This is a genomic window from Burkholderia sp. NRF60-BP8 (assembly GCF_001522585.2).
Classification (GTDB): Bacteria; Pseudomonadota; Gammaproteobacteria; order Burkholderiales; family Burkholderiaceae; genus Burkholderia.
Window position 1 is genome coordinate 3057074 of the sequence record NZ_CP013373.1, and the last position, 15447, is coordinate 3072520.

A 15447-nucleotide genomic window follows, 5' to 3' on the forward strand; every position below is an offset into this window, starting at 1 on the left:
CATGCAGATCGTCGGGAAGGCCGGGGAGGGCCGGAACGCACGCGTCCGCTGCTGCGAAGTCGAAGGCCGTGCCGACGCGACGGAACGGCCGTATTCCGCATACGAAAACGGACCGCTCGACCGACGCCAAACCTGCGCGCCGGCCGGGCAGCCCGGGCAGCCGTCCGGTCGATCAGCCCGGCTCAGCCTGAATCAGCCGGGATCCGGCGAAAGCAGCCGGGAACACCCGAGAGACCAGCCAAAACAGCCGAAAGCAACCCAATTCACCCCAGCAACAACGCGTCGTCGTCGAGCTGCTCGTGCCGCACCTTCTCGAACATCTGCAGCAGGTCCGGCACATCGAGTCCGCGGCGCGCATCGCCCGACACGTCGAGCACGACCTGCCCCTGGTGCAGCATCACCGTGCGGTCGCCATAGTCGAGCGCCTGCCGCATGCTGTGCGTGACCATCATCGTCGTCAGCTTGCTCTCGGCGACGATGCGCGCGGTCAGCTCCAGCACGAACGCGGCCGTCTTCGGGTCGAGCGCGGCCGTGTGCTCGTCGAGCAGCAGGATGCGCGACGGCCGCAGCGACGCCATCAGCAGGCTCACGGCCTGCCGCTGGCCGCCCGACAGCAGCCCGATCCGGTCGGTCAGCCGGTTTTCCAGTCCGAGATTCAGGAGCCGCAACTTGTCGCGGAACAGCTCGCGCGACGGGCGATCGAGCGCGGCCCGGAAACCGCGCCGCACGCCGCGCGCCATCGCGAGCGCCATGTTCTCCTCGATCGTCAGCGCCTCGCAGGTGCCGGCCATCGGATCCTGGAACACGCGCGCGACGAGGTGCGCGCGGTCCCACGCGGCCTTGCGCGTGACGTCCGTGCCGTCGATCGCGATGCGTCCCGCATCGACGGCCTGGTCGCCGCTGATCGCGTTCAGGAAAGTCGACTTGCCGGCGCCGTTCGAGCCGATCACCGCGACGAACTGGCCGTCGGGAATCTCGAGCGACAGCCCGCGCAGCGCGCGCGTCTCGATCGGCGTGCCGGGATTGAACGTGAGTTTCAGGTCTTGTGCGGACAACATGTCATGCCCCTCCGTTCTTGCGCGCGAACAGCTTCTTGCGCGTCGCCGGCAGCACCAGCGCGATCGTGACGAGCGCGGCCGTCACGAGGTTCAGGTCCTGCGCCTTCAGGCCGATGAATTCGCTGTTCAGCGCGAGCGCGATGAAGAAGCGGTAGACGATCGCGCCGAGCACGACGGCGAGCGTCGTCAGCACCAGCCGGCGTGCGGGCAGCAGCGTCTCGCCGATGATCACCGCGGCCAGCCCGATCACGATCGTGCCGATCCCCATCGAAATGTCCGAGCCGCCCTGCGTCTGCGCGAACAGCGCGCCCGCGAGCGCGACGAGCGCGTTCGACAGCGCCATCCCGGCGAGCGTCGCGCGACCGGTCGCGATGCCTTGCGCACGCGCCATCCGCGGATTCGCGCCGGTCGCGCGCATCGCGAGGCCGAGCTGCGACGAGAAGAACCAGTCGAGGCCGAGCTTCGCGACCACGACGACGATCGCGAGCAGCGCCGGGCGCAGCACGTAATCGGGCATCCAGTCGGGCTGCAGCACGGTGAACAGCGTCGGCTCGGTGATCAGCGGCACGTTCGGCCTGCCCATGATCCGCAGGTTCACCGAGTAGAGCGCGATCATCATCAGGATACTGGCGAGCAGATCCATGATCTTCAGGCGCACGTTCAGCCAGCCGGTGACGAAGCCGGCCAGCGCGCCCGCGACGATCGCGAGCAGCGTCGCGGAAAACGGGTCGTAGCCGGCCGAGATCAGCGTCGCGGCGACCGCGCCGCCGAGCGGAAAGCTGCCGTCGACGGTGAGGTCGGGGAAGTTGAGGATGCGAAACGAGATCAGCACCCCGAGGGCGACGAGGCTGAAGATCAGGCCGATCTCCAGGGCGCCCAGAAACGAGAACAGAGACATGATGGGGAAATCCTGTTGCTTCCCGGCCGGACGTGTACGGCCGGGCGAAGCGAACGGGCGGCCCGGGTGGGAGCCGCCCGTCCGGCGATGTCGTCGAGGCCCGGATCGGGCCTGCAAGCGCGGCGCTCGGGCCGCGGGCTTACTTGATGACCGTCTTCGCTTCCTTCACGAGATCCGGCGCCAGCGTGACGCCCTGCTTCGCGGCCGCGCCCGTATTGACGAACAGTTCGAGGTTGCTGCTCGTCTCCGACGCGATCGCGCCCGGCTTCTCGCCCTTCAGGATGCGCGCGACGACCTTGCCGGTCTGCCGGCCCAGATCGCCGTAATTGATGCCGAGCGCCGCGATGCCGCCGCGCTTCACGCTGTCGGTGTCGCCGGCGACGAGCGGAATCTTCGCTTCGTTCGCGACCTTCACCAGCGCTTCGTACGCGGACACGACGTTGTTGTCGGTGTTCGTGTAGATCACGTCGACCTTGCCGATCAGGCTCTTCGCGGCCGGGCCGATGTCGACGGTGCGCGGTGCGGCCGCTTCCTTCAGCGCCATTCCCTGCTTCGCGAGGAGCTCCTTGAGCTCCTTCACGACGACGACCGAATTCGCCTCGCCCGGGTTGTAGACCATGCCGACCGTCTTCGCATTCGGCACGACGCGCTTGATCAGTTCGACCTGGCGGTCGAGCGGCAGCTTGTCGGATACGCCCGTCACGTTGGTGCCCGACGGCCCCCAACCCTTCACGAGCTGCGCGGCGACCGGATCGGTCACGCCCGAGTAGACGACCGGCACGCTCTTCGTCGCCGCGACGACCGACTGCGCGGCCGGTGTCGCGATCGCGACGATCACGTCGGGCTTGTCGCCGACGAACTTGCGCGCGATCTGCGCGGCCGTGCCCGTGTTGCCCTGGGCGCTCTGGTATTCCCACTTGAGCTTGTCGTCGCCGTAACCTTGCGCCTTCAGTTCGGCGCGCACGCCGTCGCGGATCGCATCGAGCGCCGGATGGTCGACGATCGACAGGACCTTGACCGTCTGCGCGTGCGCGACGCCGGCCAGCGCGAGTGCGGCGACGCCGGCCGTGATCGAACGGATCGCGAGAGTCTTGAAACGATTCATGGGTGAGTCTCCCCCGTATTGTGTCGGTTCTGGATGATGGATTCCCGCCGCCGTCAGGCGGGCGCCGCCGCACGTGCGGGACGCGGGCGATCGGCCCACGCACGCTCCGGGAAAGCGTGCGGCGGCGAACGCACGAGGATACCATTTCCGCAGACCACCGCCTGACTCCGCGCTTTCGCGCGAGCGGCCGATGCGCGGCGCCGCCGCGCCCCCATGAAATGCCTGGAAAGCCCGGCTGGCGGCGCTCCGCGCCGGTCCCGGCGCAACGCGCCAGCCGCGCTCGCGGCTTTACGTTATGCTGTCCGCCGACCCGATCCACACCATCGGAGGGGACATGAAACGAACGATTCGCGCGATCGCCTTCGCGGCCTTCGCCGCCGTCACGCAGGCGCTGCCGGGCGCGGCATTCGCGCTGACCGACGGCAGCGCGCAATACGACGACTGCATGCTCAATGCGCTGCGCGAAAGCCGCAACGGCGCCGCCGCGCAGTTGATCCAGCGCTCGTGCGACGCGCTGTACCGCAACAACGCGATGCTGCTGCCGCGCGAGCGGCGCTATCACGAGTGCGTCGTGCAATCGTTGCCCGGCGTGCGCGACAACTATGCGATCCAGCAGATCATGGCGATCTGCTCGCGGCGCGGCGAGATGTAGGGCAGGCGCGCGCCTGCCGCGCCAATGAAAAAAGGGCCTGCGCGAGCAGGCCCTTTTCGTTCAGCGGTCCGACCGGTGAGCGGGGTGAGCGGCGTTCAGAACGACGCGACCATCGAGCCCTTGAACTGCTTCTTGATGAATTCCTTCACTTCCGGCGACTGGTACGCCTTGACCAGCTTCTTCACCCACGGCTGATCCTTGTCCTTCGCGCGCACGGCGATCAGGTTCGCGTACGGGCTCGTCAGCGATTCGAGCGCGATCGCGTCCTTGGTCGGCTGCAGGTTCGCGGCGAGCGCGTAGTTCGTGTTGATCACGGCCGCGTCGACGTCCGACAGCACGCGCGGCAGTTGCGCGGCGTCGAGTTCGGAGATCTTCAGCTTCTTCGGGTTCTCGGCGATGTCGAGCACCGTTGCGTTGTTGCCGCCCGTGCCGGCGCCCGACTTCAGCTTGATCACGCCTTGCGTCTGCAGCAGCAGCAGCGCGCGGTTTTCGTTCGACGGATCGTTCGGCACCGCGAGCTTCGCGCCCTGCGGCAGATCCTTCAGCGACTTGAACTTCTTCGAGTACACGCCGATCGGGGAGATGTAGGTCAGGCCCGCGCTGACGAGCTTGTAGCCGCGCTGCTTCACCTGGCTGTCGAGGTAGGGCTGGTGCTGGAAGCTGTTCGCATCGAGGTCGCCCGAGTCGAGCGCCGCGTTCGGCTGCACGTAGTCGTTGAACTCGACGACCTTCACGTTCAGGCCTTCCTTCTCTTTCGCGACCTTCTGCACGACTTGCCACACTTCCGAATCCGGGCCGGCGACCGTGCCGACCTTGATCACCTTGTCTTCGGCGTGCGCGCCTGCCGACAGCGTCAGCGCGGCACCGGTGGCCAGCACGGAAAATACCTTCAGGAGACTGCGACGCTTCATCTGTTTCTCGCTTGCTTGCTTACTTGAAATGGGGCGCGATACGGGTATGCCCCGACTCGCAGGAAGGGCCAAATGGTGTCACAGGATCGGCGGGAAGTGAAATACATCCCGCTCATATGGGTATGCACCCGCGCGGTGCCGGCGGCCGACGCACGAGTCGGCCGTTAGTTGCAGTTTTTCTTGGCGCATCGGTCCATCGACGCATCGGTCCATCGGCCGACACGCGTCACGCCGCCACCGTCTCGTCGGCCGCCTTCGCGCCGAAGGCCGGTTCGACCGCACGCGCACCGGCCCCGCGCGGCGCCGGGCCGCCGGCATTGCCGACCCGGAACGCGCCGACCGCATCGCGCAGCCGCGCGGCCTGTTCCTGCAGCGACGCGGCCGCCGCGGCAGCTTCCTCGACCAGCGCCGCGTTCTGCTGGGTCACCTGGTCCATCTGCGTGACCGCGCGCCCGACCTGCGTGATGCCGCTCGCCTGCTCCTCGGACGCCGCCGCGATCTCGCCCATGATGTCGGTCACGCGCGCGACCGCCTGCAGGATCTCGCCCATCGTCGTACCGGCCTGGCCGACCAGCGTCGAGCCGTTGCGCACGCGCTCGACCGAATCGACGATCAGCGCGCGGATCTCCTTCGCGGCCGTCGCGCTGCGCTGCGCGAGCGAGCGCACCTCACCCGCGACCACCGCGAAGCCGCGGCCTTGCTCGCCTGCGCGCGCGGCCTCGACCGCCGCGTTCAGCGCGAGGATGTTGGTCTGGAATGCGATGCCCTCGATCACGCCGATGATGTCGGCGATCTTGCGCGAGCTGTCGTCGATCTCGCCCATCGTGCCGATCACGCGGTTCACGACGTCGCTGCCCGTGCGCGCGATGTCCGACGCATTGTTCGCGAGCCCGCTCGCCTGCCGCGCGTTGTCGGCGTTCTGCTTCACCGTCGCGGTCAGTTGCTCCATGCTCGCGGCCGTTTCCTCGAGCGACGCGGCCTGCTCCTCGGTGCGCTGCGACAGGTCGTCGTTGCCGGCCGAGATCTGGCGGCTCGCCGACGCGATCGCTTCGGCCGACTGGCGAATCCCGCCGATCGTCGCCTGCAGCCGCGCCTGCATGTCGTGCATCGCGGCCATCATGCTCGTGCGGTCGCCCGCGCGCACCGGCACCGGCTGCGTCAGGTCGCCCTGCGCGATGCGCGTCGCGAGCGCGGCCGCTTCGTCAGGCTCGCCGCCGAGGCTGCCGCGCACGTTGCGGATGATCACCAGCATCGCCGCGCTGATCACGAGGCCGATCACGAACACCACGGCCAGATGGCCGAGCAGCGTCCGGTAGTAGACGGTGTCGATGTCCTTCAGGAACACGCCGCTCGAGATGTTCCAGTCCCACGGCGCGAACCGCGTGACGTAGCTGATCTTCGGCACGGCCGTCTCGCTGTGCGGCAGCCGCCCGCGATATTCGGCGAAGCCGCTGCCGGTCGCCTTCGCCGCGTTCAGAATCGTCACGAACAGCGGCTTGCCGTCCGGATCGAGATAGTCGCCGACCTGCGTGTCGACGAGCTTCGGCAGCGTCGGATGCATCAGCACGACCGGCTTCGAATCCATCACGAACACGTAGCCCGAATCGCCGTAGCGCATCGCGGCGAGACGCGCGAGCGCGTCGCGCTTCGCGTCGGCCTCGGGCAGCGTGCCGTTCTGCACGAGCGTGTGATAGGCCTTCACGATGCCCGCCGCCGAGTCGACGAGATTCGCGATGCCGGCCTTGCGTTCGGCGAGCATCGTCGCGCGCGTCTCGTAGGCGCTCCATGCGCCGACGCCCAGGAGACCGATCCATACCAGCGCAAGCGCGAGCCACAGCTTGCGGTTCAAACTCATTCTGCTCATCTGCGTGCCTCTGTCGATGTCGAAGCATCCGACGCGCGAACGGCCTGCCGCGCGCAAACGGTTGCTCTTTCATTTACGGCAACGAGGCTTACATCTTGAATACGCGCGGCCGCGGCGAGCCGGCGATCGACAGGTACGGCGCCCGTCGCGAGGCCGCGCCGGCGCGACAGCCCGCGTCCGCTGTGCTAAAAAGACCGACCGGCCGGTGCGCGAAGCGCCGGCATCCTTCCAGGGCCATCCATGTACGTCATCGACATCCACTACACCGCGTCGCTCGAGCGCATCGACGACGCGCTCGAACGCCACCGCGCGTACCTGCAGCCGCAGTTCGACAAGGGCATCTTCATCGCGGCGGGGCCGAAGGTGCCGCGCGAAGGCGGCGTGATCCTCGCGGCCCGCATCGATCGCGACGCGCTCGACGCGATCCTCGAGACCGACCCGTTCGTCACCGAGGGGCTCGCCACGTATCGCGTGACGGAATTCCGGATCACGCGCGCCGCCTCCGGCTTCAACGTGCCGGCGCTGCCGTAACGCGGCTTCGGCGCCACGCGCGCGCATGCCGACGCGCCGCCCGGCGGGCAGCGCATGCGCACCACGATGAGAGAGGAAAAACGCGACGGCGCAGGACGGCCGTCACGCGACACGCCGGGCCGCTCGCCCGGCAGCTGCCGGTCAGTCGACCAGCAGCTTCAGGTCGTGGACCCACGGGGCCGGGCCCTGGCCGTCGCGCACGAACAGGCGCAGCTTGCCGTCGCGGTCGAACACGTAGCTCGCGGCCGTGTGATCCATCGTGTAGCTGCCGGGCGTCTTGCCGGGCACCTTCGCGTAGTACACGCGGAAATCCTTCGTGACCTTCTTGAGCTGCGCTTCGTCGGCCGGCCGCAGGCCGATGAACGACGGATCGAACGCGGGCACGTACTGGCCGAGCAGCGCCGGCGTGTCGCGCTCCGGATCGACGGTGACGAACAGCACCTGCACGCGTTTCGCGGCATCCGGCCCGAGCTGCTTCAGCGCTTCGGACAATTCGGCCATCGTGGTCGGGCACACGTCCGGGCAATGCGTATAGCCGAAGAACATCACGACCGCACGGCCCTTGAAGTCGGCGAGCGTGCGGACCTTGCCGGTCGTATCGGGCAGCGAGAAGTCGCTGCCGAACTGCGTGTTGCCGGTGATGTCGAGATTCTGGAATTTCGGCGCGTTGTCGCATCCGGCGAGCAGCAGCGCTGCCGTGAATGCGCACGCGAGCATCCAGCCTTGGCGCGCGCGGCGCCCGAACCGTGATGGGAGCATTGCGTTCAAACCGTGCGGTTACACGCCGAGCAGCGGGCGTGCATAGTGATCGACGAGCAGCGCCGCGAACAGCAGCGACAGATAGACGATCGAGTAGCGGAAGGCCTTGCGGGCGAGTTCGTCCGAATAGTCGCGATGGATCTTCCACGCATACGCGAGAAACACCGCGCCGAGCAGCACCGCGCTCGTCAGGTAGACGGCCCCGCTCATCCCGGAAATGAACGGCATCAGCGTGACCGCGAACAGGATCACTGTATACAGCAGGATGTGCAGGCGCGTGAACTTCTCGCCGTGCGTGACGGGCAGCATCGGCAGCCCGGCGTTCTCGTAATCCTTGCGGCGATAGAGCGCGAGCACCCAGAAATGCGGCGGCGTCCAGACGAAGATGATCAGCACGAGGATCCACGCGTCGCCCGGCACCGCGCCGGTGACCGCCGCCCACCCGAGCGCCGGCGGCATCGCGCCCGACGCGCCGCCGATCACGATGTTCTGCGGCGTCATCGGCTTGAGCAGCAGCGTGTAGATCACCGCGTAGCCGACGAACGTCGCGATCGTCAGCCACATCGTCAGCGGGTTCGTGAACGTATAGAGCGTCCATGCGCCGACGCTGCCGAGCACGGCCGAGAACAGCAGGATCTGCGGCGTCGTGATCTCGCCGCGCGCGGACGGGCGCCACGCGGTGCGGCGCATCATCGCGTCGATCTTCTGCTCGACGAGGCAGTTGATCGCGAACGCGGCGCCGGCCAGCAGCCAGATGCCGACGGTGCCGCCGATCAGCACATGCCACGGCACCATGCCCGGCGTCGCGAGGAACATGCCGATCACCGCGCAGAACACCGCGAGCTGCGTGACACGCGGCTTCGTCAGCGCCATGTACTGGGAAAAGCGGCTACCGGGCGATTGGGAGAGGGTGCTTTGCATGGGGGCGGTCACGCCGGGGCGGCGTCGCGCGCGGGCTGCGCGACACGGCCGGGGCGGCTTGAAAGGATGCGAAAGTTTAACATGACGACGAGCAGCAGCAGGATCGCGGCGCCGCCGTTGTGCGCGACCGCGACCGGCAGCGGCCACTGCAGCACGATGTTGGTCAGGCCCGTCACGAACTGCAGCAGGACGACCAGCAGCACGCCGTTCGCGGGCCGCCGCAGCGATGCGAAGCGGCGCATCTTCAGCGCGAACGCGACCAGATACGCGACCACGACGAACGCGAACGTGCGGTGCGTCCAATGGATCGCGACCAGCGCGTCCTGCGTGATCGCGTCGCCGTCCTTCGTCATCCCGAGCGCGCGCCACAGGTGGAAGCCGTGCTGGAAATCCATCGGCGGAATCCACTGGCCGTTGCAGGTCGGGAAGTCGGTGCACGCGAGCACCGCGTAGTTGGTGCTGACCCAGCCGCCGAGCGCGATCTGCACGACCAGCAGCACGAGCGCCGCGAGCGCGGCCGCCCGGTAGCGCCCGGCCTCCGGGTCATGCGACGGCAGCGGTGTCTGCCGCGCCGCGAGCCAGCCGAGCGTGCCGAGCAGCGTGAGGCCGAGCAGCAGGTGGATCGTGACGATCACCGGCTGCAGCTTCATCGTGACCGTCCATGCGCCGAACGCACCCTGCACGAGAATCAGCAGCAGCAGGCTCGTCGGCCACCACGGCGACACGTGCAGCGGGCGGCGGCGCAGCCGCGCGGCCCACGCGATCGCCACCTGCGCGATGATCAGCACGCCGATAGCCATCGCGAAATAACGATGGATCATCTCGATCCACGCCTTCGTCATGCTGACCGGCCCGGTCGGCATCGCCTGGTGCGCCGCCGTGATCGCCGCGTGCGCGATGAACGGCGACGACGTGCCGTAGCAGCCGGGCCAGTCGGGGCAGCCGAGCCCCGAATCGGTCAGCCGCGTGAAGCCGCCGAACATCACGAGGTCGAGGGTCAGGAACGTGGTGATCCACACGAGCTTGCGGAACTTGTCGTCGTCGGCCTTCACCCACACGTACGACAGCGGCAGCAGTGCGATGCACAGGCCGATCAGGCCGAGTTGCAGTAGATACGACATCGGAATGGTGCCTCGTTCTCTCGCCTCAACCGATGCTCGACCACTTCAGCAGCTTCGTCACGTCCGACTTGATCTTGCTGGGATTCGGGTCTTTCGGGAAACGCATCATCAGGTTGCCGTTCGGGTCGACCATGTAGATGTGGTCGGTGTCCTTCGTGCCGGCATCGGCCGGCAGCCACGCGGCCACCGCGGCCGGATCCGCGACGAACCGGCGCGTGTCCGGATACGCGTCCAGCACCTTTTGCGGCGTCGCGCCCGCATCGCTGCGCAGCCACACCATCGTGATCCGGTGCCGCTCGCCCGCCTGCGTGACGCGGATCTGGCGCATGAAATACAGCTTGCGCGCGCAGGCGTCGTCGCACGCGCTGCGGTCGGTCATCACGAACAGCCAGACGCCGCGCAGCGACGACAGCGGTACCGTCTTGCCGGTTTCGTCGGTGACCTGCAGATCCGCCGGGATCGGGCGCTGCGGCTCGATCAGCGTGCCGTAATTCGTCGACCCACCCTTCGGCTTGATCACGTAATAGGTGAAATACGACGCGATCATCGGTGCAGCGCACACGAGACCCAGCAGCACGAGCATCCAGCGGCCGCGCTTGCGGGCCGCGGCCGACATCGGCGCTGCGGCCGGACCTTGACGGGAAGATTGCATGGACAAATCAGACCTCTCGAAACGAACCCGCGGCGCCGGCGCCGCGTCCTGGCATGGCGCTCACGCGCCGGTCGACTTCTTCGCCGCACGCCGCGCGGCGTACAGGCCGAAGCCGAGCGCGGCCGCCGCCATCGCCCACCACTGAAACATGTAACCGTAATTGCGCTCGACGCCGGTCGTCGCCGCCGGCCAGTCGCGCACGAGCTTGTCGCCGTCGTCGCTCGTCTGCTGGATCACGAACGGCTGCAGCGGCAGCCCGGTTTCCTTTGCATACGCGGCGACGTCGAGGTTCTGCCGGATCTTCTGGTGCGCGGCCGACCCGCCTTCGCCGAGCTCGAACGCGCGCGACGCATCGGCGCGCGCGATGCCGACGATCTCGACCTCGCCCGCCGGCGTCGCGAACGGCTCGATCGCCGTGCGATCGGCGATGTTGCGCGGCAGCCAGCCGCGGTTCACGAGCACGACGCCGCCGCCCGTGAGTTTAAACGGCATCACGACGTAAAAACCCGGCTGGTCGTTATACGGCCGATTGTCGAGGAACACCGCTTGCTCGGGCATGAAACGGCCTTTCGCCCGCACGCGGTGAAACTCGATCGACGCGAGCGGCACCGGCTGCGCGCCGAGATCGACCGGGGCCGCCTGCTCGTAGCGCGCGATGCTCGCCTGCAGCGCCTCCTTCTGGTGTGCGCGGTCGCGTTGCCAGAAACCGAGACGGATCGTGACGGCGACGACGACGAGGATCAGCAGCGCAGGCAGCCAGCGAATCTTCATCGTGCGGCCCGCCCGGCACGTGCGCGAAAGCGAAGTGCGATAATTATCCTCTTCCTTTCGAATTGCCGTCGTCCGGTTCGTGTCATGCACATACTCGTTCCCATCGCCTTCGTCCTCATCATTGCCAGCATGGGCTCGGCGCTCTACTTCATGATGCACGACCGAGGCCATACGAAGCGCATGGTCTGGTCGCTCGCCACCCGCGTCGGGCTGTCGGTGTCGCTGTTCCTGTTCATCCTGTTCGCGAACTGGATGGGCTGGATCCATTCGACCGGCCTGCCGATCGGACGTTGATGCCGTTGCCGCGCCGGCTGCCGCAGCCGCTGTGACATTTCGCCGCACGGCCGCGCCACCAAGCAAAAGCGCCGCCTGACTGAGTCGCGGCGGCGCCGGGGCGGTGTCGGCCGCGGCTTCGCCGCCGCGCCCGCACACCAATGAAAACGGCCCGCGCATCGCTGCGCGGGCCGTTTTTCCATTTACAGCCAGTAGACGACGACGTACAGGCCGAGCCAGACGACGTCGACGAAGTGCCAGTACCACGCGGCGCCTTCGAACGCGAAGTGATGATCGGGCTTGAAGTGGCCGCGGATCATCCGCACCAGCACCACCGCGAGCATCGTGCCGCCGAGGAACACGTGGAAGCCGTGGAAGCCGGTCAGCAGGAAGAACGTCGAACCGTACACGCCCGAGTTCAGCGTCAGGTTCAGTTCGTTGTACGCGTGGTAGTACTCGAAGCCCTGCAGGAACAGGAAGCAGATCCCGAACACGAGCGTCGCGGCCAGCCATGCAATCGCCTTCTTGCGATGATCGTCGCGCAGCGCGTGGTGCGAGATCGTCAGCGTCACGCCCGACGACAGCAGGAGCGCGGTGTTCAGCGTCGGGATCGGCCACGGGCCCATCGTCTTGAAGTGACCGGCGAGCGCGGCGGGGCCTTCGTTCGGCCACACGGCGGAGAAGTCCGGCCAGATCAGCTTGTAGTCGAGGCTGCCGAGCTGGTGCAGCGCGATTTCACGCGCATAGAACAGCGCGCCGAAGAACGCGCCGAAGAACATGACTTCCGAGAAGATGAACCAGCTCATGCTCCAGCGGTACGACTTGTCGACGTTCTTGCCGTAATGACCGCCTTCCGATTCGGCGATCGCGTCGCCGAACCAGTGATACAGCGTGAAGAGCAACCACAGCAGGCCGAGCAGCGCCGTAAACGGCGCCCAGTCGTGACCGTTGATCCACAGCGCTACCGACCCGAGCATGACCAGCAGGCCGATGGCCGCGCTGATCGGATGCTGCGACGGATGCGGCACGAAATAGTACGGGGTCTGGTTTTGACCGCTCATGCTTGATTCTCCACTTCAGTCCAATTTGTGTACCGGAAACCGCTCCGGCTTTATTTCTTGCGCGGCGAGACCGCCGCCGCTCTTTCCTGCACGCCGCGCCGTGGCGCCGCGCACTGCATTCTTTCGTGGCCGCTAGCCGCGCGCCGCTCGCCTCAGCCCACGACGGCACGCACGATCAGGATCAGCACGCCGATGAACACGCCGGCCGCGATCAACGCGACGATCAGCACGTGCAGCGGATTGAGCTGCGTCGCATCGGCCTCCAGGTCGCGCCGCTTGCGCACCCCGAAGAACGACCACAGCACCGCTCTCAACGCCTGTCCGAACGTCCCGCTCCGCTTGATCTCCGTCATCGCCCCGCCTCCGTCTTCATGCGTCCGGCTTCGCCGCACCCTGCGCCGCCGCCGTGCTGCGCTGCGCCGGTGCCGGCGTGGCCGGGGTATTCAGCTCGAAGAACGTGTACGACAGCGTGATCGTCTTCACGTCCTTCGGCAATTTCGGGTCGATCACGAACACCACCGGCATCTTGCGCGACTCGTTCGCGGTCAGCGTCTGCTGCGTGAAGCAAAAGCACTCGATCTTCTTGAAGAACTCCGTCGCCTGCTTCGGCGCGTAGCTCGGAATCGCCTGCGCGACGACCGGCCGGCCCTGCCCGTTCGTCACGTCGTACACGATCGTCGTCAGCTCGCCCGGATGCACGTCGAGGCTGTTGTGCTCCGGCTTGAACCCGAGCGGCCCGCGTGCGTTCGCATCGAACTCGACCGACACCGTGCGGCTATAGTCGACCTGCGAGTTCTTCACCTCGCGCTCGCTGACATCGCGCTGCACCAGGTTGTTGATGCCGGTGATCTGGCAGATCGCCCGATACATCGGGATCAGCGCGAAGCCGAAACCGAACATCAGCCCGGCCACGACGAAGAGCTTCACCAGCATCGAACGATTGAACGCACGATCCACGGCGCCCTCTTCCGGCTTCGACATACGACGACTTCCTCGCTACTGCGTCAATTACTGCATCAGTGGGTGGACAGCCACCACTGCTTGATCACGACACCCACAAAAAAAACGGCGGCGATGACGAGCAGGGTGAGGCCGAGCCGCTTGTTGCCCGCGCGGATCTGCTCGGGCGTTCGTCTTTCTTGTGGATTCCGGGTCATCTGCAACTTCGCTGAAACTTCGCTGATCCATCGATTCGGCGCCCGCCGCGCCTGCCTGCGCGGCAGGCAGCGGCGGGCCGCCGGGTGACACTTATTCGACGTGCGGCGGTTGCTCGAACGTGTGGAAGGGAGCCGGGCTCGGCACCGTCCACTCGAGGCCCGTCGCGCCGTCCCACGGCTTGTCCGACGCCTTCTCCAGCTCGCCGCCGCCACGATAGGCCGGCAGCGCGACCGCGAACAGGAAGTACACCTGCGCGAGGCCGAAGCCGAATGCGCCGATCGTCGCCACCTGGTTGAAGTCCGTGAACTGCGCCGGGTAGTCCGCATAGCGGCGCGGCATGCCCGCGAGACCGACGAAGTGCATCGGGAAGAACGTCAGGTTGAAGAAGATCATCGACGCCCAGAAGTGGATCTTGCCGCGCGTCTCGTTGTACATCCAGCCCGTCCACTTCGGCGCCCAGTAGTACCAGCCCGAGAACAGCGCGAACAGCGAGCCGGCCACCAGCACGTAGTGGAAGTGCGCGACCACGAAGTAGGTGCCGTGATACTGGATGTCGAGCGGCGCCATCGCGAGCATCAGGCCCGTCAGGCCGCCGAACGTGAACACGAACAGGAAGCCGATCGCGAACAGCATCGGCGTTTCGAACGTCATCGAGCCGCGCCACATCGTCGCGAGCCAGTTGAACACCTTCACGCCCGTCGGCACCGCGATCAGCATCGTCGCGTACATGAAGAACAGCTGGCCGGTGACCGGCATGCCCGTGGCGAACATGTGGTGCGCCCAGACCATGAACGACAGGATCGCGATCGACGCCGTCGCGTACACCATCGAGCTATAGCCGAACAGCGTCTTGCGCGCGAACGCCGGGATCACCTGCGACACGATCCCGAACGCCGGCAGAATCATGATGTACACCTCGGGGTGGCCGAAGAACCAGAAGATGTGCTGGTACATCACCGGGTCGCCGCCGCCTGCCGCGTTGAAGAACGACGTGCCGAAGTGGCGGTCGAACAGCACCATCGTGATCGCGCCCGCCAGGACCGGCATCACGGCGATCAGCAGGTACGCGGTGATCAGCCACGTCCACGCGAACATCGGCATCTTCATCAGCGTCATGCCCGGTGCGCGCATGTTCAGGATCGTCACGACGATGTTGATCCCGCCCATGATCGACGACGCGCCCATGATGTGGACCGCGAAGATCGCGAAGTCCATGCCCGGGCCCATCTGCGTCGACAGCGGTGCGTACAGCGTCCAGCCGGCGGCCGTCGCGCCGCCCGGCGCGAAGAACGAACCGACCAGCAGCACGGCCGCGACCGGCAGCAGCCAGAAGCTGAAGTTGTTCATCCGCGCGAACGCCATGTCGGATGCGCCGATCTGCAGCGGAATCATCCAGTTCGCGAAGCCGACGAAGGCCGGCATGATCGCGCCGAACACCATGATCAGGCCGTGCATCGTCGTGAGTTCGTTGAAGAACTCCGGACGCATGATCTGCAGGCCCGGCTCGAACAGCTCGGCACGGATGCCGAGCGCCATCACGCCGCCCGACAGGAACATGATGAACGAGAACAGCAGGTACAGCGTACCGATGTCCTTGTGGTTGGTGGCGAACAGCCAGCGACGCCAGCCGTGCGGGGCTTCGTGCGCGTGGTCGTCGTGCGCGTGGTCCGCGGCTACGTCGTGCCCGATGCTAGACATGAGAATCTCCTAAT

General features: G+C 66.9%; 18 protein-coding genes. 3 read left to right on the plus strand and 15 right to left on the minus strand.

Going from position 1 to position 15447, the window contains the following annotated elements; all coding sequences use genetic code 11:
* Positions 1 to 263 precede the first annotated feature (263 nt).
* The 3 genes from WS54_RS27780 to WS54_RS27790 form a co-directional block, all read right to left on the minus strand.
* Positions 264 to 1058 (minus strand): ABC transporter ATP-binding protein, encoded by a 795-nt coding sequence (locus tag WS54_RS27780; RefSeq protein WP_059781442.1) that lies wholly within the window; start codon positions 1056 to 1058, stop codon positions 264 to 266.
* Between the two features lies 1 nt (position 1059).
* The gene (locus tag WS54_RS27785) at positions 1060 to 1956 is read right to left on the minus strand and encodes an ABC transporter permease (RefSeq protein WP_034208444.1); all 897 of its coding nucleotides are present in this window, start codon (positions 1954 to 1956) and stop codon (positions 1060 to 1062) included.
* Between the two features lie 139 nt (positions 1957 to 2095).
* Entirely contained in the window at positions 2096 to 3061 is a 966-nt protein-coding gene (locus tag WS54_RS27790) for an ABC transporter substrate-binding protein (protein ID WP_059781440.1), read from the minus strand.
* Positions 3062 to 3395: 334 nt separating this feature from the next.
* On the opposite strand from WS54_RS27790, the gene WS54_RS27795 reads away from it, so the two are divergent.
* Entirely contained in the window at positions 3396 to 3713 is a 318-nt protein-coding gene (locus WS54_RS27795; protein ID WP_059781438.1) for a VF_A0006 family four-cysteine protein, read from the plus strand.
* A 95-nt stretch (positions 3714 to 3808) separates the two neighbouring features.
* Here the strand turns inward: WS54_RS27795 and WS54_RS27800 are convergent, their stop codons facing one another.
* Together WS54_RS27800 and WS54_RS27805 are read right to left on the minus strand one after the other, a co-directional pair.
* The gene (locus WS54_RS27800; RefSeq protein ID WP_059781436.1) at positions 3809 to 4624 is read right to left on the minus strand and encodes a MetQ/NlpA family ABC transporter substrate-binding protein; all 816 of its coding nucleotides are present in this window, start codon (positions 4622 to 4624) and stop codon (positions 3809 to 3811) included.
* Positions 4625 to 4850: 226 nt separating this feature from the next.
* Positions 4851 to 6488: a methyl-accepting chemotaxis protein gene (locus WS54_RS27805; RefSeq protein WP_059781434.1), complete on the minus strand. Its 1638-nt coding sequence runs from the start codon at positions 6486 to 6488 to the stop codon at positions 4851 to 4853.
* Between the two features lie 240 nt (positions 6489 to 6728).
* Between WS54_RS27805 and WS54_RS27810 the strand changes: the two genes are divergently transcribed.
* Positions 6729 to 7019, plus strand: coding sequence for a YciI family protein (locus tag WS54_RS27810; protein WP_012329263.1), 291 nt, complete (start codon positions 6729 to 6731; stop codon positions 7017 to 7019).
* A 141-nt stretch (positions 7020 to 7160) separates the two neighbouring features.
* On the opposite strand, the gene WS54_RS27815 is transcribed toward WS54_RS27810, so the two are convergent.
* The 5 genes from WS54_RS27815 to WS54_RS27835 are packed head-to-tail and all read right to left on the minus strand — an operon-like array spanning position 7161 to position 11243.
* The gene (locus tag WS54_RS27815; protein WP_034208447.1) at positions 7161 to 7778 is read right to left on the minus strand and encodes an SCO family protein; all 618 of its coding nucleotides are present in this window, start codon (positions 7776 to 7778) and stop codon (positions 7161 to 7163) included.
* An 18-nt stretch (positions 7779 to 7796) separates the two neighbouring features.
* Complete coding sequence (gene cyoE / locus WS54_RS27820; protein WP_006477738.1) at positions 7797 to 8699, minus strand: heme o synthase; 903 nt, start codon at positions 8697 to 8699, stop codon at positions 7797 to 7799.
* Positions 8700 to 8707: 8 nt separating this feature from the next.
* Positions 8708 to 9820, minus strand: coding sequence for a COX15/CtaA family protein (locus WS54_RS27825; RefSeq protein ID WP_034208448.1), 1113 nt, complete (start codon positions 9818 to 9820; stop codon positions 8708 to 8710).
* A 25-nt stretch (positions 9821 to 9845) separates the two neighbouring features.
* Positions 9846 to 10472, minus strand: coding sequence for an SCO family protein (locus WS54_RS27830; RefSeq protein ID WP_059781432.1), 627 nt, complete (start codon positions 10470 to 10472; stop codon positions 9846 to 9848).
* A 60-nt stretch (positions 10473 to 10532) separates the two neighbouring features.
* Entirely contained in the window at positions 10533 to 11243 is a 711-nt protein-coding gene (locus WS54_RS27835; RefSeq protein ID WP_034208450.1) for an SURF1 family protein, read from the minus strand.
* Between the two features lie 84 nt (positions 11244 to 11327).
* Here WS54_RS27835 and WS54_RS27840 point away from each other — a divergent pair, with 84 nt between their 5' ends.
* Positions 11328 to 11537 (plus strand): twin transmembrane helix small protein, encoded by a 210-nt coding sequence (locus WS54_RS27840; protein ID WP_006752055.1) that lies wholly within the window; start codon positions 11328 to 11330, stop codon positions 11535 to 11537.
* Between the two features lie 182 nt (positions 11538 to 11719).
* Here the strand turns inward: WS54_RS27840 and WS54_RS27845 are convergent, their stop codons facing one another.
* The 5 genes from WS54_RS27845 to ctaD all read right to left on the minus strand — a co-directional run bounded on the left by WS54_RS27845 (position 11720) and on the right by ctaD (position 15433).
* Positions 11720 to 12577, minus strand: a complete 858-nt coding sequence (locus WS54_RS27845) for a cytochrome c oxidase subunit 3 (RefSeq protein WP_034208451.1) — start codon at positions 12575 to 12577, stop codon at positions 11720 to 11722.
* Between the two features lie 152 nt (positions 12578 to 12729).
* Complete coding sequence (locus tag WS54_RS27850) at positions 12730 to 12930, minus strand: DUF2970 domain-containing protein (RefSeq protein ID WP_034208452.1); 201 nt, start codon at positions 12928 to 12930, stop codon at positions 12730 to 12732.
* Between the two features lie 16 nt (positions 12931 to 12946).
* Entirely contained in the window at positions 12947 to 13558 is a 612-nt protein-coding gene (locus WS54_RS27855; RefSeq protein ID WP_034208453.1) for a cytochrome c oxidase assembly protein, read from the minus strand.
* A gap of 35 nt (positions 13559 to 13593) precedes the next feature.
* Positions 13594 to 13734 (minus strand): cytochrome oxidase small assembly protein, encoded by a 141-nt coding sequence (locus tag WS54_RS34045; RefSeq protein WP_006486385.1) that lies wholly within the window; start codon positions 13732 to 13734, stop codon positions 13594 to 13596.
* A 91-nt stretch (positions 13735 to 13825) separates the two neighbouring features.
* A complete protein-coding gene (ctaD, locus tag WS54_RS27860; protein WP_006477731.1) occupies positions 13826 to 15433 on the minus strand; it encodes a cytochrome c oxidase subunit I in 1608 nt (535 codons plus the stop codon).
* Between the last annotated feature and the right edge of the window lie 14 nt (positions 15434 to 15447).

What these genes read in the sequence shown, in the direction of transcription:
- cyoE (WP_006477738.1), bottom strand. Translation starts at nt 8,699, where the DNA reads ATGCAAAGCACCCTCTCCCAATCGCCCGGTAGCCGCTTTTCCCAGTAC.
- WS54_RS27780 (WP_059781442.1), bottom strand. Translation starts at nt 1,058, where the DNA reads ATGTTGTCCGCACAAGACCTGAAACTCACGTTCAATCCCGGCACGCCG.
- WS54_RS27835 (WP_034208450.1), bottom strand. Translation starts at nt 11,243, where the DNA reads ATGAAGATTCGCTGGCTGCCTGCGCTGCTGATCCTCGTCGTCGTCGCC.
- WS54_RS27815 (WP_034208447.1), bottom strand. Translation starts at nt 7,778, where the DNA reads ATGCTCCCATCACGGTTCGGGCGCCGCGCGCGCCAAGGCTGGATGCTC.
- WS54_RS27840 (WP_006752055.1), top strand. Translation starts at nt 11,328, where the DNA reads ATGCACATACTCGTTCCCATCGCCTTCGTCCTCATCATTGCCAGCATG.
- WS54_RS27790 (WP_059781440.1), bottom strand. Translation starts at nt 3,061, where the DNA reads ATGAATCGTTTCAAGACTCTCGCGATCCGTTCGATCACGGCCGGCGTC.
- WS54_RS27850 (WP_034208452.1), bottom strand. Translation starts at nt 12,930, where the DNA reads ATGACGGAGATCAAGCGGAGCGGGACGTTCGGACAGGCGTTGAGAGCG.
- WS54_RS27845 (WP_034208451.1), bottom strand. Translation starts at nt 12,577, where the DNA reads ATGAGCGGTCAAAACCAGACCCCGTACTATTTCGTGCCGCATCCGTCG.
- WS54_RS27855 (WP_034208453.1), bottom strand. Translation starts at nt 13,558, where the DNA reads ATGTCGAAGCCGGAAGAGGGCGCCGTGGATCGTGCGTTCAATCGTTCG.
- WS54_RS34045 (WP_006486385.1), bottom strand. Translation starts at nt 13,734, where the DNA reads ATGACCCGGAATCCACAAGAAAGACGAACGCCCGAGCAGATCCGCGCG.
- ctaD (WP_006477731.1), bottom strand. Translation starts at nt 15,433, where the DNA reads ATGTCTAGCATCGGGCACGACGTAGCCGCGGACCACGCGCACGACGAC.
- WS54_RS27825 (WP_034208448.1), bottom strand. Translation starts at nt 9,820, where the DNA reads ATGTCGTATCTACTGCAACTCGGCCTGATCGGCCTGTGCATCGCACTG.
- WS54_RS27800 (WP_059781436.1), bottom strand. Translation starts at nt 4,624, where the DNA reads ATGAAGCGTCGCAGTCTCCTGAAGGTATTTTCCGTGCTGGCCACCGGT.
- WS54_RS27795 (WP_059781438.1), top strand. Translation starts at nt 3,396, where the DNA reads ATGAAACGAACGATTCGCGCGATCGCCTTCGCGGCCTTCGCCGCCGTC.
- WS54_RS27810 (WP_012329263.1), top strand. Translation starts at nt 6,729, where the DNA reads ATGTACGTCATCGACATCCACTACACCGCGTCGCTCGAGCGCATCGAC.
- WS54_RS27805 (WP_059781434.1), bottom strand. Translation starts at nt 6,488, where the DNA reads ATGAGCAGAATGAGTTTGAACCGCAAGCTGTGGCTCGCGCTTGCGCTG.
- WS54_RS27785 (WP_034208444.1), bottom strand. Translation starts at nt 1,956, where the DNA reads ATGTCTCTGTTCTCGTTTCTGGGCGCCCTGGAGATCGGCCTGATCTTC.
- WS54_RS27830 (WP_059781432.1), bottom strand. Translation starts at nt 10,472, where the DNA reads ATGCAATCTTCCCGTCAAGGTCCGGCCGCAGCGCCGATGTCGGCCGCG.